This window comes from Streptomyces sp. NPDC127595, from assembly GCF_042671685.1.
Classification (GTDB): domain Bacteria; phylum Actinomycetota; class Actinomycetes; order Streptomycetales; family Streptomycetaceae; genus Streptomyces.
In genome coordinates, this window is the sequence record NZ_JBHXWK010000010.1 from 213,939 (window position 1) to 234,580 (window position 20,642).

The following is a 20,642-nucleotide window of genomic DNA, read 5'->3' on the forward strand; positions in this document are numbered from 1 at the left end:
ACACCCACGGCGGCCATGTAGGCCACGGAACCGCTCAGACACCCGAGGCAGCCCTACGCCAAGGAACCGCCCGCCCGATCACTCAGCTCTCCGCGATCTCCCGCACCTCGGACGTGACCGTCCAGTGCTCCTCGTGGATCTTGAGGAAGCGCTTGGTCCACTCGATCGCCTCGGCCTTGTCCTTGGCCTGGATGATCGCGTAGCCGCCGACGACCTCCTTGGACTCGGTGAACGGGCCGTCGGTGACGGTCAGTTCACCCTTCTCCCAGCGGACCCGGGTGCCCTGCGAGGTGGGCGTGAGCCCGGCGGTGTCCAGCATCACGCCCGCCTTGGTCATCTCCTCGATCAGCTCGCCCATCCGCTGCATCAGCTCGGGGCTGGGGCCCTCGGCGGGGGCATTGGCCTCGTCGATCCGGACCATCGACAGGTAGCGCGGCATGGTGACTCCTTCAGCAGCGGGGCGGGGACAGTCCCTGCCTCTCACTCATGCGTCGAACGGGAGACGCCTGTCTCGACACTGTCTCCGGAAACTTTCGAGATTTCTTCCCCAGGGAGCGTTTCCGCAGGTCACCGCCGAAGAGGGCCAGGTCGTCACCTGAGCGACGCCCACAGATCGCTCGCCTCCGGCTCGTTCGCCACCACCCTGTTCGGGTCCGAGGGCGCCGTCACCACGGGCATGGTGACCGTGGTGAGCGCGTCCGCGGGCAGTGACTGCAGGCTCTGGCCGAGGCTCATCAGTTCGGTCAGTGAATCGAGACCGGTGTCGGTCGTGAGGCTGCCGGTGACCGCGTCGGCGACCTTGTAGAGCTTCGCGGGGTCGGTGAGCAGATCGGTCGTCCGGATCTGCTCCAACAGGGCCTTCACCAAGGTCTGCTGGAGGCCTATGCGGCCCAGGTCGCTGCCGTCGCCTATGCCATGCCGGGTGCGCGCGAGCGCCAGCGCCTGGGTGCCGTCGAGATGGTGGGTACCCGCCTTCAGGTGCAGGTGGCTGTCGTCGTCGTCGATGTCCTCGTCCGTGGTGACGGTGACACCGCCGAGCGCGTCCACGAGGTCCGCGAAGCCGGAGAAGTCGATCTCGATGAAGTGGTCCATGCGAACGTTGGTGATGGACTCGACCGTCTTCACCGCGCAGACCGGGCCGCCCACCGAGTACGCGCTGTTGAACATCGAGTTGTACGCCACCGAGGTCGTCCCGCCGGACGAGGTGGGGCACGACGGGCGGGTGACCAGGGTGTCGCGCGGGATGCTGACCACCGTGGCCGCCGTACGGCCCTCGTCTATGTGGACGACCATCGCCGTGTCCGAGCGGGCGCCCGAGGTGGTGCTTCCGCCGCCCAGGTCCGCGTTCGCCTCACCGCTGCGGGAGTCGGAGCCGAGGACCAGGATGTTGAGCGCCCCGCTGGGGAGCGGGGTCGCGGAGGCCGAGGCCGAGGCGGAGGCGGCCGCCGAGGGGGTCGACACGACCTTCGGCGGGCGGTCGTCGCCGAGCGCGCTGTTGATGTCGACGCTCTTGATGTTCTGGTTCAGGTGCCAGTACGCCCAGCCCGCCCCCGCGACGGAGAGCACGAGAGCGCCGGCGAACACGATGCCGGCGGCTTTCAGCAGGCCCCGCCGCCGACCCCCACGTCTCCCGACGCCCACGTAGTCGTCCCCGCGCTCGTATTCAGCAGTCACGCGCAGGAACATAAGTCCGAATTATTACGAGCAGGAACTCTTCTGTGGTTTCCTTCGGAAAATCTCAGACTTCTCAGGCGTGGCTAAGGTCTGAACGCCACAACATCGACCCAGTGTCAGGACACCGACTCGAACCGCCACCGATGGACGGCCCGTCCGACCAACTCCCCGTCCGGCTCCGGCAGTTCGGGCAGCTCGGCGTCGTACGGCGCGTCCCACCACGTAATGACCAGCACCCGGTCCTGAGGCGCCCGGAAGATCTCCTGACGCAGCGGCGGGGCCGTCAGCTCCTGCTGCCGCACCCAGTCGAGCAACTCCTCGCCCCGCCCTGGGACAGCCCGCGCCTCCCACATCAGCGCGACGCTCACGAGTACAGGTTCTCCTTGCTGACCTCATGCACATGGTCATGCGAGGCCGAACCATGGCCGTCCGCATGCCCGTGCCCGGGCACATGCGTGTCGGTCACCGGCAACGACGAGTCCGCCGACAGATCCCAGTCGGAGGGGGCCCGGTTCCGCGCCACCATCTCGGCGCCGAGCGCGGCCACCATCGCTCCGTTGTCCGTGCACAGCTTCGGCCGCGGCACCCGCAGCCGGATCCCGGCGGCCTCACACCGCTCCTGGGCGAGCACCCGCAGCCGGGAGTTGGCGGCCACCCCGCCGCCGATCATGAGGTGGTCGACGCCCTGGTCCTTGCAGGCCCGTACGGCCTTGCGCGTCAGCACGTCGACGACCGCCTCCTGGAAGGACGCGGCCACATCGCGCACCGGCACCTCCTCCCCCGCCGCCCGCTTGGCCTCGATCCAGCGGGCCACGGAGGTCTTCAGACCGGAGAAGGAGAAGTCGTACGCCGCGTCGCGCGGCCCGGTGAGCCCGCGCGGGAACGCGATCGCCTTCGGGTCGCCCTCCTTCGCGTACCGGTCGATGACCGGGCCGCCGGGGAAGCCGAGGTTCAGCACCCGCGCGATCTTGTCGAAGGCCTCGCCGGCCGCGTCGTCGATGGTCGCGCCCATCGGCCGTACGTCGGAGGTGATGTCACTCGAAAGGAGCAGCGACGAGTGGCCGCCGGAGACGAGCAGCGCCATGGTCGGCTCGGGCAGCGGGCCGTGTTCGAGCTGGTCCACGCAGATGTGCGAGGCGAGATGGTTCACGCCGTACAGCGGCTTGCCCAGCGCGTAGGCGTAGGCCTTCGCCGCCGAGACCCCGACGAGCAGCGCACCCGCGAGCCCGGGTCCGGCGGTCACCGCGATCCCGTCCAGGTCCGAGGCGGCGATCCCCGCCTCCTTCAGCGCGCGCTCGATCGTCGGCACCATGGCTTCGAGGTGCGCCCGCGAGGCGACCTCGGGCACCACACCGCCGAAACGCGCGTGTTCGTCGACGCTCGACGCGATGGCGTCGGCGAGCAGCGTGGTGCCGCGGACGATGCCGACGCCGGTCTCGTCGCAGGAGGTCTCGATGCCGAGGACGAGCGGTTCGTCAGCCATTGATCTCAACCATTGCTCTCAACCATTGATCTCGGTTCCTTGTACGCCGTTTACTGAGGTGGAAGGGTCGTTGAGGCGCATCACGAGGGCGTCGATGTTCCCCGGCTGGTAGTAGCCGCGGCGGAACCCGATGGCCTCGAAGCCGAAGCGCTCGTACAGCTTCTGCGCGCGGACGTTGTCCACCCGGCACTCGAGCAGCACCTCGGCGCACTCGAACGCGGTCGCGGCCCGCAGCAGTTCGGCCAGCAGCTGTGCGCCGAGTCCGGTGCCCCACTGCTCGCGGCGTACGGCGATCGTCTGTACGTCGCCCAGATCGCCGGAGGCCGCGAGTCCCGCGTACCCGAAGAGGCGCCCGTCCTCCTCGGCCACGACATAGCGGCGCGTCGCCTCGGGCCCGCGCGAATGGGCCAGCTCGGACCAGAACATCCCCCGGGACCAGGCGTCCTCGGGGAAGAGGTCCTTCTCCAGCTCCAGTACGGGATCGATGTCCCACCAGCGCATCTCGCGCAGCACGGCGGTCACTTGGGCGTGACCACCTTGTAGTTCTTGGGCACCTGGGCGTCCGGGCGCCGCAGGTAGAGCGGCCGGGGGGCCGCCAGTTCCTCGCCCGCCGCGAGCTTCTCCGCGGCCAGGGAGGCCAGCGCGGCCGCCGAGACGTGCTCGGGCGCGCGGGCGTCCGGGAAGGTGTCGGGGTAGAGCAGCGCGCCCGCCCCGACGGCGGGCAGACCGTCGAGGTCCAGGTCCGCGGGCCGGTCCACGGCGGGCTCCGACACGCGGGTCCGGGGATCGGCGTACCGCGCCCAGTAGACCTCCTTGCGCCGCGCGTCGGTCGCCACGACGAAGGGGCCCTCGATGTCGGCCGCGTAGGCGAGCCCGTCGAGGGTGCACAGGCCGTACGCGGGCACGCCGAGCGCGAGAGCGAAGGTGTCGGCGGTCATCAGGCCGACGCGCAGTCCGGTGTAGGGGCCGGGGCCGACGCCGACCACGATGCCGGTGACGGCGTCGAGGCGCAGTCCGGCCTCGGCGAGCACCCGGTCGACGGCCGGCAGCAGCAGCTCCCCGTGCCGACGTGCGTCCACCTGGCTCGACGCGGCGATGACGGATGTGCCGTCGTGCAGGGCGACGGTCACGGCGGGGGTGGCGGTATCCAGAGCGAGCAAGAGCACGCAAACAGCGTACGGCGCCCGAGCCGGACGTACGGCCGACCCGGTCTGACGTTCCCCTCCTGCTACCGTCACCACAAGCGACGTACAGGGTAAGAACGTGGTTCGAGAGGTGGGCGCAGAAGGTGGCTAGGAGCAGCTCGGGAATCGTGGCCGGGCTCACGGTGGCGGCGATCGCCGCAGTCGGCTTCCTCGCCTACCAGGCGTCCGCGAGCGTGCCGGACGGCCTGGGCAAAGCGGACACGAGTGCGACGCCCAAGGCCTCCGCCTCGAAGACCCCGGGGAGCACGGCGAACCCGAACGCGCTGCCCACCGCGTCCGGCACCGGTGAGCGCGTCGTCTACGCGACCGGCGACGACCGCGTCTGGCTGGTCACCGCTAGCAACAAGGTGCAGCGCACCTTCGAGGTCACCCCCGGGACGGTGGACCCGACCGCCGGCACCTACGCCGTCACGACCCGCGCCAACGCGGTCACCGGTTCGGACGGTGTGCAGATCGAGCACGTCGTCCGGTTCACCTCGGTCGACGGCATCGCGATCGGCTTCAGCGCCGCCCTCAACGGCTCGACCACCGCCCCGGACCCCGCCAAGAAGCTCGGCGGCATCCGCGAGTCCCGCGCGGACGGCGACGCGATGTGGAACTTCGCGACGGTGGGCGTGAAGGTCGTCGTCGTCCAGTAGAGCGCCCCGTCAGGGGGCAGCACCCTCAGGGGCGCGGGGCTGTGACATATGCGGCTCCGCCGCGTGGGCGCGACCACCCCCCACCGGACCCGCACACAAGGACTACGCGGCCCGACGGGGCTGTTCAGCATCCGCGGGCTCAGGCACCGGCGCACGCGAAACCACTTCCGCAAGAACGCATGACGCCAGCAGATCCCGCATAGACACCCCGGCAGCCACCCGCGACTGCTGCGCCGGCACATCACGTTCCGAAGCCGACTGTTCTGAAGCCGACCGTTCTGAAGCGGACATGGACGCCTCCTGGAGCTTCGGGGGCCACCGTGGTTAGGTAGACCTAACCACGAACTGATGTCCATGTGACCACGCCCAGGACGCGAAGCGCAACATGTTGCCGACGTCTTGTCGGAACGTTATTCGAACGTACGAAGAAGCCTCCCTCCGTACGAAGAAACAGACCCGCCCCCTGCTCCCAGGCGGAGCGCACGCGGGTGCTCAGGCCGAGAGCGCCGAGAGCCCGCTCAGATCGGCCGCGGCCCAGCGCCCGCCGAGCCCCGTCAGCGTGACGTGCCGTACCTCGTCCGTGGTGTCCCCGACCGCCCGGTGGATCACGACGTGCAGCCGGTCGTCGGTCAGCTCCTCGACCTTGCCCTCGCCCCACTCCACGACGATCACCGAGTCCGACAGCGAGACGTCGAGATCGAGGTCCTCCATCTCGTCGAGCCCGCCACCGAGGCGGTACGCGTCCACGTGGACGAGCGGCGGGCCCTCGCCGAGGGAGGGGTGCACGCGTGCGATGACGAAGGTCGGCGAGGTGACCGCGCCGCGTACGCCGAGGCCCTCACCGAGGCCGCGCGTCAGGGTCGTCTTGCCCGCGCCGAGCTCGCCGTTCAGCATCACGAGGTCGCCCGCGCGCACCAGCCCGGCCAGGCGGAGACCCAACTCACTCATCTGTTCCGGGGAGTTGACGGTGATCTGGACGCCGACGCCCCCCGCGGTGGGCTCAGCCGGGTTGTGCGGTGCTGCTGGTCGTTCCATAGCCACCAACCGTAGCCCCTGCCGGGACGGCTCCCGCGCGCATCAGGAGGTCGGCGAAGCGGTCGGTGACGACCTCGGGGTGCTCCAGCATCACGAGGTGTCCGGCGTCCGGTACGAGCACCAGCTCGGCGTCCGGCAGCAGGTCCGCGATCGCCTCGCTGTGCTCGCTCGGGGTCACCAGGTCCTTGACACCGGCGAGGACGAGCACGGGCATGTCCGCGAAGTGCACGAGCGCCGCGGTCTTGTCGTGCTCGGTGAACGCCGGATAGAACTCGGCGACCACGTCGATCGGCGTGCTCTCGATCATCCGCTCGGCGAACCGCTCGACCGCAGGGTCGACGTCCTTGCCCGCGAACGAGTACCGCTTGATGATCCCGGCGAACAGATCGGCGGTGACCCGCCGCCCCCGCTCCACCAGGGCGGCCTGCTGACCGAGCGCCTTCAGCACACTCGGCAGCGCCCAGCGCACCGCGTTGACGCCCGCGACGGGCAACCCGAAGTTGACCTCGCCGAGCCGCCCCGCCGACGTACCGACGAGTGCGGCGGCGACGACCCGGTCGCGGATGAGGTCGGGGTACTGGTCGGCCAGCGCCATCACCGTCATACCGCCCATGGAGTGCCCGACCAGCACGATCGGCCCCTCGGGCACGGCCGCGTCGATGACGGCCTTGAGGTCCTGGCCGAGCTGGTCGATGGTGACCGGCTTGTGCTCCTCGACCTGGGCGACGCCCCGGCCGGACCGCCCGTGGCTGCGCTGGTCCCAGTGCACCATGCGCACCACTCCGCGCAGCGCGGCCCGCTGGAAGTGCCAGGAGTCCTGGTTGAGGCAGTAGCCGTGACTGAAGACGACGGTGACGGGGACCGGGGCCTTACGGCCGAAGAGCCGCCGCCGACGGCCGTTGAGCGGTGCCTCGGGCTCGGCGTCGTCGACCTCGTAGTACAGCTCCGTGCCGTCGGAGGCGTACGCCTTGCCGGGTGTGCCGCGCAGCGCGCCGTAGGGTCCCGCCGAGTCGAGGGCGAGCCGGGCCTTCTGCCGCATGCCGCGGCCGACCGTGAGCCGCTCTATGGCGACCCCGGCGGCGGCACCCGCCGCGACCACGCCTATGGCGACACCCGCGATGCCGGTCGCCTTGCGCCAGTTCCCGGCGGAGGCGGCGACCGCCGAGGCCGCACTCGCGACGGCCTCCGCGCTGCTCTCGCTCACTTCCCGCTCCTCTTCGCCGGTTGCTGCACTCTTCGCTGACCTGGCATGCCCGCGCCGCACACCACGTCGCCGCACACCTCTTCGCTGTTACCCGTTTTGTTCGTCATTCACCTTCACGTACACACGAGGTACGCGGGTTCCGATCCGGGTGACGATTTCGTACGCGATGGTTCCCGCGGCCCGAGCCCAGTCCTCGGCGGTCGGCTCGCCCCGGTCGCCGGGCCCGAACAGCACCGCTTCCGCGCCGACTTCCGGCTCGTCCCCGCCGAGGTCGACGACGAACTGGTCCATCGCGATCCGTCCGGCGACCGTCCGCAGCTTGCCGCCGACCAGCACGGGTCCGGTGCCGGAGGCGTGCCGCGGGATGCCGTCCGCGTAGCCGACGGGCACGAGGCCGAGGGTCGTGGCGCCGGGGGTGACGTAGTGATGTCCATAACTGACGCCGTGCCCCCCTTCCACCTGCTTCACCAGCGCGATCGACGCACTCAGTGTCATCACGGGGCGCAGCCCGAAGTCGGCCGGTGTGCCGATCTCGGGGCTGGGCGAGATGCCGTAGACCGCGATTCCCGTGCGTACGAGGTCGAAGTGGCTCTCGGGAAGGGTCAGCGTGGCGGGCGAGTTGGCGATGTGCCGCACCTCGGGGCGGACGCCCCGCTCCTCGGCGTACGTCACCAGTTCGCGGAACCGGGTGAGTTGGGCCTGGATGGAGGGGTGGCCGGGTTCGTCGGCGCAGGCGAAGTGCGACCAGAGGCCGGTGACGGTGATCAGCCCGTCGGCCTCGGCGCGCAGGGCCTGCGCGACGAGTTCGGGCCAGTCGGCGGGCTGAGCGCCGTTGCGCCCGAGCCCGGTGTCGGCCTTGAGCTGGACGCGGGCGGCCCTGCCGACGTCCCTCGCCGCCCCGATGACTTCTTCCAGCGCCCACAGCCCGCTCACCGCCACATCGAGGTCGGCCTCGATGGCCTCGGCCCAGGGGCCGCCGGGCGTCCAGAGCCAGCACATGATGCGCCCCGGCAGTCCGGCCGCCCGCAGCGCGAGGGCCTCCTCGGGGGTGGCCGTGCCGAGCCAGGTGGCACCCGCCTCGCGCGCCGCGCGGGCGCAGGGGACCGCCCCATGGCCGTACGCGTCGGACTTGACCACGGCCATCACGGCCGCGGACGGCGCATGGGCGCGCAGGGTCCGCACATTGGCCCGGAGGGCGGCCAGGTCGATCTCGGCGCGGGCGCGCAGGGGTGCTGTCTCGTTCATAGCGCCTCCAGTGTCTCAGAGGCGTCTGACAGCACCCGGTCACCGGTGGCTGTCAGGAACCGACCCTGCGACCCCACACGTAAACCCGGTCGCCCTTCTTGAGCACACCCCACAACTTCCGGGCATCGGCGAGCCGCAAATTGACACAACCCCAGGAGCCGACGGTGGTGTAGATGCTGCCGTAGACGGCATGGAAGGCCTGTCCGCCGTCGAAGAACTGGCTGTACGGCATGGAGGTGTTGTAGAGCGTCGACCAGTGGTTCTTGTGCTTCCAGTAGATCTTCTTCCACCCGGTCCGCGTCCCGTACCCGGCCCGCCCGCTGCGCATCGGCACCGGCCCGTACACGACCTTCTTCCCCTTCTGCACCCAGGTGAGCTGCCGGGTGAGATCCACACAGGCGACGCGGTACGACCGCACAGGACACTTCTTGGCCGCGTTCGGGTTCTTCTTAGCCGACAGCAACTGCATCTGGGCCCAGGTGACGGGCCCGGCGAAACCGATGCTCGGCTTGATCTTGTGCTTCGTCTGGAAGCCACGGATGGCGAGACAGTCGGCGCCGGACTGCTTCCCGTCCACCTTCAGCTTCAGCCACCGCTCGACCTGGCGCTGGTAGGGCCCGGTCTGCTTGCTGCACGCCACCTTCGCGGCGGCGTCCCCGAGCGGCACGTACTCGACGAGCGCGTACGTCCCCTCCATCGCGTCCCGCGGCTCGACAGCGTCCTCCGAGGCGGTCGGCGCGTACACCTTCGGCGCGAGAACCTGGTCGGGCGTATCAATCTGCCACGGCTGATACGGCCCCGGCGCCACGCCGGGCACGAGTTCCGCCTCCGGCCCAGAAGCCGGCGGAACGGGCTCCCCATACGCCACCCCACCAGGCAGCACCACCACCGCGGCAAGCACCACCGCAATCCCACGACACGCCATTCGTCTGCTGATCATGCGATCAGCCATACGCAATGGAGGGCCGGGGGCGGGTGAGCCGCGCGGAGGGGGTCGCCCGTTAGGCGGGGGCTTTCAACCCAGGCCGGGAGGGTCTCAGCGGTGCCGTCCCCATCCCCCACCCACCCGTGGGGGCGAGGTTTCAGCCTCGGGTAGGTATTTTCAGCCCGTCCGGCGCTCGCGGCCGAGGTGGTGCCATCCCCATCCCCCACCCACCCGTGGGGGCGAGGTTTCAGCCTCGGGTAGGTATTTCAGCCCGTCCGGCGCTCGCGGCCGAGGTGGTGCCATCCCCAACCCCCGCCCACCCACGGGGGCGAGGTTTCAGCCCGTCCGGCGTTTGAGGACGAGGCCGTTCAGGCCGAAGCGGGGGTCTGGGGGCGGCAGCCCCCAGGAACAAGGGACGGGAAGGGGCGGAGGGGGCGAAAAACCCTCACCTCAGCCACACACATCCCGCCAGGCATCCGGAATCGCCGCGGCCACGTCATGCGCCCCCACAGGCGCCCCATCCGCAGCAACCCGCCCCGCAAGCCCATGCAAATACGCAGCAACACTCCCCGCGTCCAGCGCGGACAACCCAGCCGCCAACAACGACCCGGAAAGCCCCGACAACACGTCACCGCTCCCCGCCGTGGCCAGCCACCCCGTCCCGGTGGAATTCACCCGCACAACCCCACCCCCCGCAGAGGCCACCACCGTCGTCGACCCCTTGAGCAGCACAGTCGCCCCGTACAACCCCGCAAGCTCCCGCACCGCAGCCAGCCGACCCCCCTCGACGGACTCCCGCGGAACCCCCAGCAACGCCGCGGCCTCCCCGGCATGCGGAGTCATCAAGGTCGGCGCCCCCCGCCCCCGTACGACATCCCGATCCGCCAGCCGCAATCCATCCGCGTCCAACAGCACAGGCACATCCGCCGCCAGCACCTCCGCCACGCCCGACGCGTCGTCCCCGGCCCCAGGCCCCACGACCCACGCCTGCACCCGCCCCGCCTTCGCGGGCCCCTGGTCGGACACCAGCGTCTCCGGGAACCGCGCGAGCACCGCGTCCGCCGCCGGCCCGACGTACCGTACGGCCCCCGCGCCACCCCGCAACGCCCCCGCCACGGCAAGCACGGCCGCCCCGGGATACCGCGCCGACCCGGCGGCGATCCCGACGACGCCCCGCCGGTACTTGTCGCTCTCCGCCCCCGGCACCGGCAGCAGGACCGCCACATCCGCGTGCTGCAATGCCTCCAGGTCGGGCTGGTCCGGCAGTTCGAGCCCGATGTCGACGAGCCGCACCGATCCGGCGTACTCCCGCGCAGGATCGATCAGCAGCCCAGGCTTGTGGGTCCCGAAGGTGACCGTCAGGTCGGCGCGGACAGCGGCGCCGCGCACTTCGCCGGTGTCCGCCTCGACCCCGCTGGGCAGATCGACGGCGACGACGGCGGCGCGGGAGTCGTCGAGGACCCCGACCAGCGCGGCCGCGTCCGGCCGGAGGCCGCCCTTGCCCCCGATGCCGACGATCCCGTCGAGGACGAGATCGGCCCGTCGGATCGCCTCCTCGGCGCTGCCGGACGGGGCGACCGTGCCACCCGCCCGCCGCAGCGCGGCCAGCCCTCCGCCATGGGTCCGTTCAGGGGCGAGCAGCACGGCGGTGACCCCAGCCCCGCGCCGCGCGAGGCGGGCCCCCGCGTACAGGGCGTCCCCGCCGTTGTCCCCGCTCCCCACCAGCAGCACGAGCCGGCTGCCGTACACCCGCCCGAGCAACTGCCCGCAGGCGGCGGCCAGTCCGGCAGCGGCCCGCTGCATCAGGGCCCCGTCCGGAAGGCGGGCCATCAGCGAACGCTCCGCCGCCCTCACTGTCTCCACGCTGTACGCAGTACGCATACGTTCGAGTCTCCCGTACGGCACCCCGAACCACAGCCCCAACCGTGGACGCACCGGCCGACCGGGCTACCCCTCCGCCACCACCACGGCCGAGGCGACCCCGGCGTCATGGCTCAGCGACACATGCCACGACCGCACCCCCAGCTCCGCCGCACGGGCCGCCACCGTCCCGGTCACCCGAAGCCGCGGTTGCCCGCTGTCCTCCACATAGACCTCCGCGTCGGCCCAGTGCAGTCCGGCCGGTGCGCCCAACGCCTTGGCGACCGCCTCCTTCGCAGCGAACCGCGCCGCGAGCGAGGCGACACCCCGCCGCTCACCACTGGGCAAGAGCAACTCGCTCTCCAGAAAGAGCCGTTCGGCCAGCCCGGGCGTCCGCTCCAGCGAAGCCCCGAACCGATCGATCGCAGCCACGTCGATACCGACCCCGATGATGCTCATGCCGAGACCCTACGACGTTCGGGCACCGCCCCCTTCTACGTCACCGTCGGGGCCGCCCGCTTCTTTGCGAGTGTCGTGCCTCCACGGCCCGCGTCAAGGGCGCTACGCGTCGCCTACGGCGATGGCCCTCCGGGCCACCCTTGACCCGGCCCGCTCCACCACGGGCGAGAAGCGAGCGAACGGCCCGGAAGGGCGGGGTCCCCAGGTCGGCCGACGGCAGCCGTGGGTTGCAGGGTGGGCCGGAGCCGGCGGGCGCGACCGCGCCTCGCCAGCACGCCGGGCGGGCCAAGCGGCGAACGGCCGGTGGGTGGCGGGAAGGAAGGGCGACCGGTGGGTCAACCAGTTCTCAGCGGCGCGGTGTCAGCGGGGCAGCCCTGAGAAGTCGTACATGGCCCAGTCGGCGAGCAGGACGTATCCGATGCGTTTGTAGAGGGCGTTGCTGGTGGGGTTGGCAGGGTCGGTGTACAGCACGACTTCCTTCGCACCGGCGGCCAGCGCGGCCCGGCTCACCGCGACGGTCACGGCGCCCGCGTAGCCGCGACCACGCAGATGGGCCGGGGTGTAGACCGGATCCACCCGAACCATCCCTCCGATCAAGGAAGTCATGGCCGCCATGGAGACGGGAGTACCGTCCGGGGTCTCCCAGAACGAGAAGTGCTTGTCCGCGAAACGTGTGTCGGCCCAGGAGTCGGGGAGGACCTCGTCAACAGTGGCGGCGAACTCATGGCACCAGCGCACGACTTGCTCAAGGTCCTCCTCCCCCGCGACGCGAACCCGACCCTCCGGGACCGGCTCCGGCGGAGTGAGCGCGCCAAGCCGATAGAGATGAAGCGGCTGGCGGAGTACCGCCGTCGCCCCTGTCCGCCGCTCCCAGGCCTCGGCGAAAGCGGTAGCGGTGTCGTGGTCCGCACCGACGCCGGGAAGCGGGTGGCCAAGGCCGGCCAGCAGAGCGGCGAGCATGTCGGCCTCGTCGCGAGTGAGGTCGGCGGTGAGCCCCAGAGGACCGGACGGACTCCGGCGGTAGAAGACCGCGCGGACCTTTCCCCCTCGCTCAAGCCGACCGAATACGGGTGCTTCGGCAGCAGGCACATCCGCCCCGCCAGCCCGCAGCTTCTCGACCGTCGTCAGCACCGTCGTGTGCAGAGCGGGCCGCGAGCGCAGAAAGTCCCCGGCCCGCCCGAGAAAGTCATCGACACCGTCACTGAGATACCAGCCGTCCGATCGCATGCCCCATGATTTCCCACCCCGCAGACCCACCCACGGTTTCCCGCCAGACAGGCCGAGCCAGCCGGAGACCTCCCAAGCCACAAGAGCCTCACCACTCCCCCGCAGGAAGCAATTGGCAGATCCGTCCCACACCCCCTGCTCCTGACCTGGACTTTCCCTGCCCCCAAGTGGGACACATCTGCCAATCACCAACCCCACACCGACCCCACCACCTACTCGCCGGATATCGGCTCCCCCTCCCACCGGCCGTTCGCCGCTTGGCCCGCCCGGCGTGCTGGTGAGGCGCGGTCGCGCCCGCCGGCTCCGGCCCACCCCACAGCCCACGGCTGCCGTCGGCCGACCTGGGGACCCCGCCCTTCCGGGCCGTTCGCTCGCTTCTCGCCCGTGGTGGAGCGGGCCGGGTCAAGGGTGGCCCGGAGGGCCATCGCCGTAGGCGACGCGTAGCGCCCTTGACGCGGGCCGTGGAGGCACGACACTCGCAAAGAAGCGGGCGGCCCCGACGGTGACATGAAAACAGCGGTACGGGAACGCCGTACTACGCCGCAGCAAGCTCGCACCACACGTACTTGCCCCGCCTGCCGTCCCTGGCCAGTGGCTGCCAGCTCCAGAGGTCGGCGCACGCACGGACCAGCGCCAGCCCGCGCCCCTCCTCCAGATCAACGCCTTCGTCGAACCGCCGAGGCGGCTCCGGCGGCCGGGGATCGGCGTCCCACGCCCCGATCCGCAGCACGCCCGCCGCCCAGCACACCCTCAGGGCGGCAGGCCCCTCGGTATGGCGTACGGCGTTGGAAACCAGCTCCGTCGCGAGGAGTTCGCCGACATCGACGAGGCGGATCAGGCCGTGCATGGTGAGGATCAGGCGGAGGGTGCGGCGGCTGACGGTGACGGCGCGCAGATCATTCGGGAGGTACAGGAAGTACTCCCAGGGCTCGGACTCGGTTTCAGGCATGCGTCAACTCCGGTTCGGTGGTTGGGGGGGGCGGTCGTCGGGCGGTGGTATTGCCACAGCCGTCATGGCAGGACGGCGTGGTGCGCTTCCGGGGTCCCTGCATTCCGCAGTGTGTGCGTCGCATCACCGAAAGTAGACCTTTATTTACAGGCCAAGCAAGCCGCTCGCGTAATCTGACCCCGAACGAGTCGCGCCCGCAGGCGCATTGGGAGGAGCACGCGGTGGCATTGAGGCGCGAACCAACGGCACGACAGATGCGCCTGGGGATGGAACTTCGCAGGCTTCGAGAGGCAGCGGGCCTCACCGGCCGCGAGGCGGCAGCACTGCTCGGGGTGAGTTCCGTTCAGATCAACCAAATCGAATCCGGCCTCACGGGTGTGAGCGAGAAACGACTGCGCCGCCTTGCAGCCCACTACGTGTGCACAGACGAGGCGTTTGTGGATGCCCTGGCCGCCATGGCGACCGCCCGCGTGCGTGGTTGGTGGGAGGAATACCGGGGCTCGCTACCCACTCCATTCCTCGCCCTCTCCGAGCTGGAGCACCACGCCACGTCCTTGCGCGAGGCCCAGTTCCTGTACATCCCAGGCCCACTCCAGACAGAGGACTACGCCCGCGCCATCTACTCCGACAGGATCCCTGAACTCCCGCTTGAGGAGCTTGAGTTGCGGGTCCGACACCGAATGCAGCGCAAGGTGATCCTTGAGGGCCCCGAGCCCATCCCCTACGAAGCGGTCGTCCACGAGGCGGCGCTGCGCATCCGGGTCAGCGACCGGGCCGTCTCACGAGTCCAACTCGCCCGGCTCCTCGAAGTCTCCGAGGCGGACCACATCACCGTCCGCGTGATCCCCTTCGATCTGGACGGCTTCGGCGGATCCTGGACAGCCATGACGTACGCGGGAGGCCCCGTACCCAAGTTGGACACCGTCGTACGCGATGCACCGCACGGCGCGGCCTTCATCGACTCCGAAGCCCAACTCGGCGCCTTTCGAACGCTCTTCCGTAAGGTGGAGGCTGCGTCGCTCGACCCCGAACGGTCGCGCGACTTTATCCACAGGCTGGCGAAAGAGCTATGAGGGACTCCATGGACACCCCCGACAACTGGCGGAAGTCGTCCTACTCAGGAGCCGGCGACGGCGACTCCTGCGTGGAGATCGCGAACTCACCCACCCACATAGCCATCCGCGACTCGAAGACCCCGGCCAGAGCCACCCTCACCTTCCCGGCAAGGGCCTTCGCACCCTTCCTCCACGCCCTGAAGAACTACTCCACAGTCACTGACTTGGCGAGGTTCCGAGGCTGATCCACCTCGTTCCCCCGAGCCGTCGCCAGCTCACAGGCGAAGACCTGCAACGGCACGGTGGCGACGAGCGGCTGAAGCAAGGTAGGCGTAGCCGGAATCCGGATCAAGTGGTCCGCGTACGGCACCACCGCCTCGTCCCCCTCCTCCGCGATGACGATCGTGCGGGCGCCCCGCGCCCGGATCTCCTGGATGTTGGACACGATCTTGTCGTGGAGCACGGACCGCCCGCGGGGTGAGGGCACGACCACCACGACCGGCAGGTCCTCCTCGATCAGGGCGATCGGACCGTGCTTCAGCTCGCCGGCCGCGAAGCCCTCGGCGTGCATGTAGGCGAGCTCCTTGAGCTTGAGCGCACCCTCCAGGGCCACGGGATAGCCCACGTGCCGCCCGAGGAAGAGCACCGTCTTCTTGTCGGCAAGGGACCGCGCAAGCTCCCGTACAGGCTCCATGGTCTCCAGGACCCGGTCCACCGAGCCGGAGATCTCCGCCAGGTCCCGGATCACGTCCTGGATCTCGTCCCCCCATTTGGTCCCGCGTACCTGCCCCAGATACAGAGCCACCAGGTAACAGGCCACCAGCTGCGTCAGGAACGCCTTCGTCGAGGCGACGGCGACCTCAGGACCCGCATGCGTGTACAGCACCGCGTCCGACTCACGCGGAATCGTCGAGCCGTTGGTGTTGCAGATGGCGAGCACCTTCGAGCCCTGCTCGCGCGCATGCCGTAGCGCCATCAGCGTGTCCATGGTCTCGCCGGACTGGGAGATGGCGATCACCAGGGACCGCGCGCCCAGGATCGGATCCCGGTACCGGAACTCGCTCGCCAGCTCGACCTCGCACGGGATCCGCGTCCAGTGCTCGATGGCGTACTTGGCGATCAGCCCGGCGTGGAAGGCGGTCCCGCACGCCACGATGACGACCTTGTCGATCTCGCGCAGCTCGTGGACCGGGATTCGCACCTCGTCCAGAATCAGCAGGCCGTCGGCGTCGATGCGACCAAGCAGGGTGTCGGCGACCGCCTTGGGCTGCTCGGCGATCTCCTTGAGCATGAAGTAGTCGTGGCCGTCCTTCTCGGCGGCCGACGCGTCCCAGTCGACGTGGAAGGCGCGTACGTCGGCGGGCCGGCCGTCGAAGCCGGTGACCGTCACGCCGTCGCGGCGCAGCTCCACGACCTGGTCCTGGCCGAGCTCGATCGCCGACCGGGTGTGGGCGATGAAGGCGGCGACGTCCGAGGCGAGGAAGGCCTCGCCCTCGCCGACGCCCACCACGAGCGGCGAGTTCCGGCGCGCCCCGACGACCACGTCGGGCTCGTCGGCGTGCACGGCGACCAGCGTGAACGCGCCCTCCAGGCGCCGGCAGACCAGCCGCATCGCCTCCGCCAGGTCGCCGCAGACCGAGAACTCCTCGGCGAGCAGGTGGGCGACCACCTCGGTGTCCGTCTCGGAGGCGAGGTGGTGCCCGCGTCCGGCCAGCTCGGCCCGGAGCAGCGCGAAGTTCTCGATGATCCCGTTGTGCACGACGGCGACCCGGCCGGCGTTGTCGAGATGCGGGTGGGCGTTCGCGTCCGTGGGCCCGCCGTGCGTGGCCCAGCGCGTGTGACCGATCCCCGTCGACCCGGCCGGCAGCGGCCGTTCGACCAGCTCCTTCTCCAGGTTGACCAGCTTCCCGGCCTTCTTCGCGGCGGCGAGCCCCCCGTCCGCCGGCACCGCGACCCCCGCCGAGTCGTACCCCCGGTACTCCAGCCGCTTCAGCCCGGCCATCACCACATCAAGCGCCGACTGCGACCCCACGTATCCCACAATTCCGCACATGAGCGGCAGCCTAAAGGCCCACACGCGCCCCATCCCGGCACCGCGTGCCCGAAATCGGAAATTCCCACCACCGCACGAATGCCACCGTACGAAGGCCGGTCACAGAAGCGGATGGCAGAGGCGCGTGACGGACCCCACCCCCCACCCCATCCACACTCCCGTAACAATGGAGTGTGATCTCTCCGGTCTCCTCGATCCCCCGGAGCGCCCACCGGCCCAGGCCGGAGGCGACTCCCTACGTCGACCTCACCCGTGCTGAGTGGAGCGCGCTGCGCGAAAAGACGCCGCTCCCGCTGAACGCCGAGGAGGTCGAGAAGCTGCGCGGTCTGGGCGATGTCATCGACCTCGACGAGGTGCGGGACATCTACCTCCCGCTGAGCCGCCTCCTCAACCTCTACGTGGGCGCCACCGACGGCCTGCGCGGCGCCCTGAACACCTTCCTCGGCGAGAAGGGCTCCCAGTCAGGCACGCCCTTCGTCATAGGCGTCGCCGGCTCCGTGGCCGTCGGCAAGTCCACGGTCGCGCGCCTCCTCCAGGCCCTGCTCTCCCGCTGGCCCGAGCACCCGCGCGTCGAGCTGGTCACCACGGACGGCTTCCTGCTCCCCACGAAGGAGCTGGAGGCGCGCGGCCTGATGTCGCGGAAGGGCTTCCCCGAGTCGTACGACCGTCGCGCGCTCACCCGGTTCGTGGCGGACATCAAGGCGGGCAAGGACGAGGTGACGGCCCCCGTCTACTCGCACCTCATCTACGACATCGTCCCCGGCCGGCGCCTCACGGTCCGCCGCCCGGACATCCTGATCGTCGAGGGCCTGAACGTCCTGCAGCCCGCACTCCCCGGCCAGGACGGCCGCACCCGCGTCGGCCTCGCCGACTACTTCGACTTCAGTGTGTACGTCGACGCCCGCGCCGAGGACATCGAGGCGTGGTACCTCAACCGCTTCCGCAAGCTGCGCGCCACCGCCTTCCAGGACCCCTCCTCGTACTTCCGCAAGTACACCCAGGTCTCCGAGGAGGAGGCCCTCGACTACGCCCGCACCACCTGGCGGACCATCAACAAGGTCAACCTCCTTGAGAACGTGGCCCCGACCCGCGGCCGCGCGACCCTCGTCATCCGCAAGGGCCCGGACCACAAGGTGCAGAAGCTGAGCCTGCGCAAGCTGTGACTACGCTGCGGGCATGCTGCATCTGCGCCTGATCACCCCGGCCGACAAGACGGACGACGTGGTACGCCTGATCGAGAACACGGTCGGCACCGCCCACCTCGTGGTCCTACCGGGTACCGCCCGCAACCCGGCCGGAGACGTCGTGATGGTCGATGTCGCACGCGAGGCGGGCGACGAACTCATCGGCGCCCTCCGCGACTTGGACCTCGACAAGACCGGCTCGATCGCCATCGAGAACATCGATCTCTCGCTCTCCAAGCGCGCCGACAAGGCGGAGGACGAGGCGCCGGGCGAGGGTGTGGACGCGGTGCTGTGGGAGCAGTTGGCGGACGCGACGAACGAGGAGTCGACGCTCACCGTCACCTACGTGGGGCTCCTGGCGGTCGCGACGATGCTCGCGGCCTGCGGTGTGATGCTCGACAACGCGATCCTGATCGTCGGCGCGATGGCCGTGGGCCCGGAGTTCGGGCCGCTCGCCGGGATCTCCACGGCGCTGGTGCGGCGCGCCCCGCACCTGGTCTGGCGCTCACTGTGGGCGCTGCTCGCCGGGTTCGCCGTCGCCATGGTGCTGACAGCGGGCTTCAGTTGGCTGCTGGACGCGCTCGGGCTGTTCGAGAGGTCGATGGTGGAGGCGGCCCGGCCGAACACGGCCTTCATCTGGAAGCCCGACTGGATGTCGTTCGTGGTCGCGTTCCTGGCGGGCATCGCGGGCACCTTGTCCCTCACGTCCGCGAAGTCGGGCGCCCTGATCGGCGTCGCGATCTCGGTGACGACGGTCCCGGCGGCCGCCAACGCCGCCGTGGCCTTCAGCTACACGGACTACTCCCAGACATGGGGCTCCAGTTGGCAGCTCCTCGCCAACCTCGGCGGCATCATCGCCGCAGGCACGCTCACGCTGCTCGCCCAGAAATGGTTCTGGGCGAAACAGCGCGCGCGTACACCCGAAGTGGCTTAGCCGAGCGCGGACTTCACCGCGTCCGCAAGCCGCCCCGCCACCGACCGCGCGTGGTCGATGTCGGCGGCCTCGACCATCACCCGTACGAGCGGCTCGGTGCCGGACGGACGGAGCAACACCCGCCCGGTGGAACCGAGTTCACACTCGGCGTCGGCAACAGCCGTCGCCAGCTCGGCAGATGTGCTCACCCGTGATCTGTCGACGTCCGGCACATTGATGAGGACCTGCGGCAGCCGCTCCATGACGGACGCGAGGTCCCGCAGCGTACGGCCGGACTGGGCGACCCGGGCCGCGAGGAGCAGCCCGGTCAGCGTGCCGTCGCCGGTGGTGGCGTGGTCGAGGATGATCACGTGCCCGGACTGCTCGCCGCCGAGCGCGTACCCGTGTTCCTTCATGGCCTCCAGGACGTACCGGTCACCGACCGCCGTCTGTACGAAGGAGAGTCCTTCGCGCTCCATGGCGAGCTTGAACCCCAGATTGGACATGACAGTCGCGACAACGGTGTCGGAGCGCAGTGCGGAACGCTCCCGCATCGCCAGCGCGAGAACAGCCAGAATCTGGTCGCCGTCCACCTCGGCACCCGTGTGGTCCACGGCGAGGCAGCGGTCGGCGTCGCCGTCGTGCGCGATGCCGAGGTCGGCGCCGTGCTCGAGAACGGCGGCCTGGAGTTTCTCCAGGTGGGTGGAGCCACACCCGTCGTTGATGTTGAGCCCGTCCGGCTCGGCACCGATCGTGATGATCTCGGCGCCGGCCCGCGTGAAGGCCTCGGGCGACACCCGGGCGGCGGCGCCGTGCGCCTCGTCCAGGACGACCTTCAGACCGTCGATGCGGTTCGGAAGTACGGCGACGAGGTGGGCGACGTACTGATCGAAACCCTCGTCGTACGAGCGCACGCGCCCCACGCCCGAGCCGGTCGGCCGGTCCCAGGGAGCGCCGGTGCGGTGCTCCTCGTAGACGCCCTCGATGCGGTCCTCCAGCTCGTCGGCGAGCTTGTGGCCGCCGCGGGCGAAGAACTTGATGCCGTTGTCGGGCATGGCGTTGTGGCTGGCGGAGAGCATCACGCCGAGGTCGGCACCCAGCGCGCCGGTGAGGTACGCCACCGCGGGGGTGGGCAGCACACCGACGCGCAGGACGTCCACGCCCGCGCTGGCCAGACCGGCGACCACGGCGGCCTCCAGGAACTCCCCGGAGGCACGTGGGTCCCGTCCGACCACCGCGACCGGGCGGTGGCCCGCGAAGGTGCCCGCCTCGGCCAGTACGTGCGCCGCCGCGACGGACAGACCGAGTGCGAGCTCGGCTGTCAGATCCGCGTTGGCGACACCGCGCACGCCATCCGTGCCGAAGAGTCGTCCCACTTGTCCTCCTGAGAAAGCTTCAGAATTCGGACGTCATCCGATCACACGAGCCTTTGAGCACCTTGTGCCGTTATACGCCTAAGGCTGCGATAAACGAACGCCCCGACGGCACTGTGGCGTGCCGCCGGGGCGTTCGGACGTACTACGCGTAACTCCA

The 20,642-nt window shown here is 70.2% G+C and carries 21 protein-coding genes; 5 read left to right on the top strand and 16 right to left on the bottom strand.

The window, feature by feature from the left end; genetic code table 11:
- Positions 1–82: 82 nt before the first annotated feature.
- From ACFVKT_RS29400 to tsaB, 6 genes are all read right to left on the bottom strand, one after another.
- Complete coding sequence (locus tag ACFVKT_RS29400) at positions 83–439, bottom strand: YciI family protein (protein WP_385737081.1); 357 nt, start codon at positions 437–439, stop codon at positions 83–85.
- A 152-nt stretch (positions 440–591) separates the two neighbouring features.
- The gene (locus ACFVKT_RS29405; RefSeq protein ID WP_385737084.1) at positions 592–1,686 is read right to left on the bottom strand and encodes an LCP family protein; all 1,095 of its coding nucleotides are present in this window, start codon (positions 1,684–1,686) and stop codon (positions 592–594) included.
- A gap of 104 nt (positions 1,687–1,790) precedes the next feature.
- Positions 1,791–2,042 (bottom strand): hypothetical protein, encoded by a 252-nt coding sequence (locus ACFVKT_RS29410; protein WP_385737087.1) that lies wholly within the window; start codon positions 2,040–2,042, stop codon positions 1,791–1,793.
- Positions 2,039–3,157 carry a tRNA (adenosine(37)-N6)-threonylcarbamoyltransferase complex transferase subunit TsaD gene (gene tsaD, locus ACFVKT_RS29415; protein ID WP_385737090.1) on the bottom strand — a complete coding sequence of 373 codons (1,119 nt, stop codon included), beginning with the start codon at positions 3,155–3,157 and terminating at the stop codon, positions 2,039–2,041. Before tsaD ends, ACFVKT_RS29410 begins: the two co-directional genes overlap by 4 nt.
- A gap of 18 nt (positions 3,158–3,175) precedes the next feature.
- The gene (gene rimI / locus ACFVKT_RS29420; RefSeq protein ID WP_385737340.1) at positions 3,176–3,658 is read right to left on the bottom strand and encodes a ribosomal protein S18-alanine N-acetyltransferase; all 483 of its coding nucleotides are present in this window, start codon (positions 3,656–3,658) and stop codon (positions 3,176–3,178) included.
- A 17-nt stretch (positions 3,659–3,675) separates the two neighbouring features.
- Positions 3,676–4,323, bottom strand: a complete 648-nt coding sequence (tsaB, locus tag ACFVKT_RS29425) for a tRNA (adenosine(37)-N6)-threonylcarbamoyltransferase complex dimerization subunit type 1 TsaB (protein ID WP_385737093.1) — start codon at positions 4,321–4,323, stop codon at positions 3,676–3,678.
- A gap of 122 nt (positions 4,324–4,445) precedes the next feature.
- On the opposite strand from tsaB, the gene ACFVKT_RS29430 reads away from it, so the two are divergent.
- Positions 4,446–5,000 (top strand): hypothetical protein, encoded by a 555-nt coding sequence (locus tag ACFVKT_RS29430; RefSeq protein WP_385737096.1) that lies wholly within the window; start codon positions 4,446–4,448, stop codon positions 4,998–5,000.
- Positions 5,001–5,492: 492 nt separating this feature from the next.
- Here ACFVKT_RS29430 and tsaE read toward each other — a convergent pair whose 3' ends face one another.
- From tsaE to ACFVKT_RS29470, 8 genes are all read right to left on the bottom strand, one after another.
- Positions 5,493–6,035: a tRNA (adenosine(37)-N6)-threonylcarbamoyltransferase complex ATPase subunit type 1 TsaE gene (gene tsaE / locus ACFVKT_RS29435; RefSeq protein WP_385737099.1), complete on the bottom strand. Its 543-nt coding sequence runs from the start codon at positions 6,033–6,035 to the stop codon at positions 5,493–5,495.
- Positions 6,001–7,239, bottom strand: a complete 1,239-nt coding sequence (locus ACFVKT_RS29440; protein ID WP_385737102.1) for an alpha/beta fold hydrolase — start codon at positions 7,237–7,239, stop codon at positions 6,001–6,003. Before ACFVKT_RS29440 ends, tsaE begins: the two co-directional genes overlap by 35 nt.
- 87 nt (positions 7,240–7,326) lie before the next feature.
- Positions 7,327–8,484 carry an alanine racemase gene (alr, locus tag ACFVKT_RS29445; protein ID WP_385737105.1) on the bottom strand — a complete coding sequence of 386 codons (1,158 nt, stop codon included), beginning with the start codon at positions 8,482–8,484 and terminating at the stop codon, positions 7,327–7,329.
- Positions 8,485–8,536: 52 nt separating this feature from the next.
- Positions 8,537–9,424, bottom strand: coding sequence for a L,D-transpeptidase family protein (locus ACFVKT_RS29450; RefSeq protein ID WP_385737108.1), 888 nt, complete (start codon positions 9,422–9,424; stop codon positions 8,537–8,539).
- 435 nt (positions 9,425–9,859) lie between these two features.
- A complete protein-coding gene (locus ACFVKT_RS29455; protein ID WP_385737111.1) occupies positions 9,860–11,290 on the bottom strand; it encodes an NAD(P)H-hydrate dehydratase in 1,431 nt (476 codons plus the stop codon).
- A gap of 66 nt (positions 11,291–11,356) precedes the next feature.
- A complete protein-coding gene (locus ACFVKT_RS29460) occupies positions 11,357–11,728 on the bottom strand; it encodes a holo-ACP synthase (protein ID WP_385737114.1) in 372 nt (123 codons plus the stop codon).
- Between the two features lie 360 nt (positions 11,729–12,088).
- Positions 12,089–12,955, bottom strand: coding sequence for a GNAT family N-acetyltransferase (locus ACFVKT_RS29465; protein WP_385737117.1), 867 nt, complete (start codon positions 12,953–12,955; stop codon positions 12,089–12,091).
- Between the two features lie 535 nt (positions 12,956–13,490).
- Positions 13,491–13,904, bottom strand: coding sequence for an ATP-binding protein (locus tag ACFVKT_RS29470; RefSeq protein ID WP_385737120.1), 414 nt, complete (start codon positions 13,902–13,904; stop codon positions 13,491–13,493).
- A gap of 221 nt (positions 13,905–14,125) precedes the next feature.
- Here ACFVKT_RS29470 and ACFVKT_RS29475 point away from each other — a divergent pair, with 221 nt between their 5' ends.
- Complete coding sequence (locus ACFVKT_RS29475) at positions 14,126–14,977, top strand: helix-turn-helix domain-containing protein (RefSeq protein WP_385737123.1); 852 nt, start codon at positions 14,126–14,128, stop codon at positions 14,975–14,977.
- 8 nt (positions 14,978–14,985) lie between these two features.
- Positions 14,986–15,204 carry a DUF397 domain-containing protein gene (locus ACFVKT_RS29480; RefSeq protein ID WP_385737126.1) on the top strand — a complete coding sequence of 73 codons (219 nt, stop codon included), beginning with the start codon at positions 14,986–14,988 and terminating at the stop codon, positions 15,202–15,204.
- Here the strand turns inward: ACFVKT_RS29480 and glmS are convergent.
- On the bottom strand, positions 15,165–17,012 hold the full coding sequence (gene glmS / locus ACFVKT_RS29485; RefSeq protein ID WP_385737128.1) for a glutamine--fructose-6-phosphate transaminase (isomerizing): 1,848 nt from the start codon (positions 17,010–17,012) through the stop codon (positions 15,165–15,167). The two genes, ACFVKT_RS29480 and glmS, sit on opposite strands and share 40 nt — an antisense overlap.
- A 173-nt stretch (positions 17,013–17,185) precedes the next feature.
- On the opposite strand from glmS, the gene coaA reads away from it, so the two are divergent.
- Positions 17,186–18,175 carry a type I pantothenate kinase gene (gene coaA, locus ACFVKT_RS29490; protein ID WP_385737131.1) on the top strand — a complete coding sequence of 330 codons (990 nt, stop codon included), beginning with the start codon at positions 17,186–17,188 and terminating at the stop codon, positions 18,173–18,175.
- A 13-nt stretch (positions 18,176–18,188) separates the two neighbouring features.
- Positions 18,189–19,130, top strand: a complete 942-nt coding sequence (locus tag ACFVKT_RS29495; RefSeq protein ID WP_385737134.1) for a DUF389 domain-containing protein — start codon at positions 18,189–18,191, stop codon at positions 19,128–19,130.
- Here ACFVKT_RS29495 and glmM read toward each other — a convergent pair.
- Complete coding sequence (glmM, locus tag ACFVKT_RS29500; RefSeq protein ID WP_385737137.1) at positions 19,127–20,485, bottom strand: phosphoglucosamine mutase; 1,359 nt, start codon at positions 20,483–20,485, stop codon at positions 19,127–19,129. The genes ACFVKT_RS29495 and glmM overlap by 4 nt on opposite strands.
- Positions 20,486–20,642: the final 157 nt, after the last annotated feature.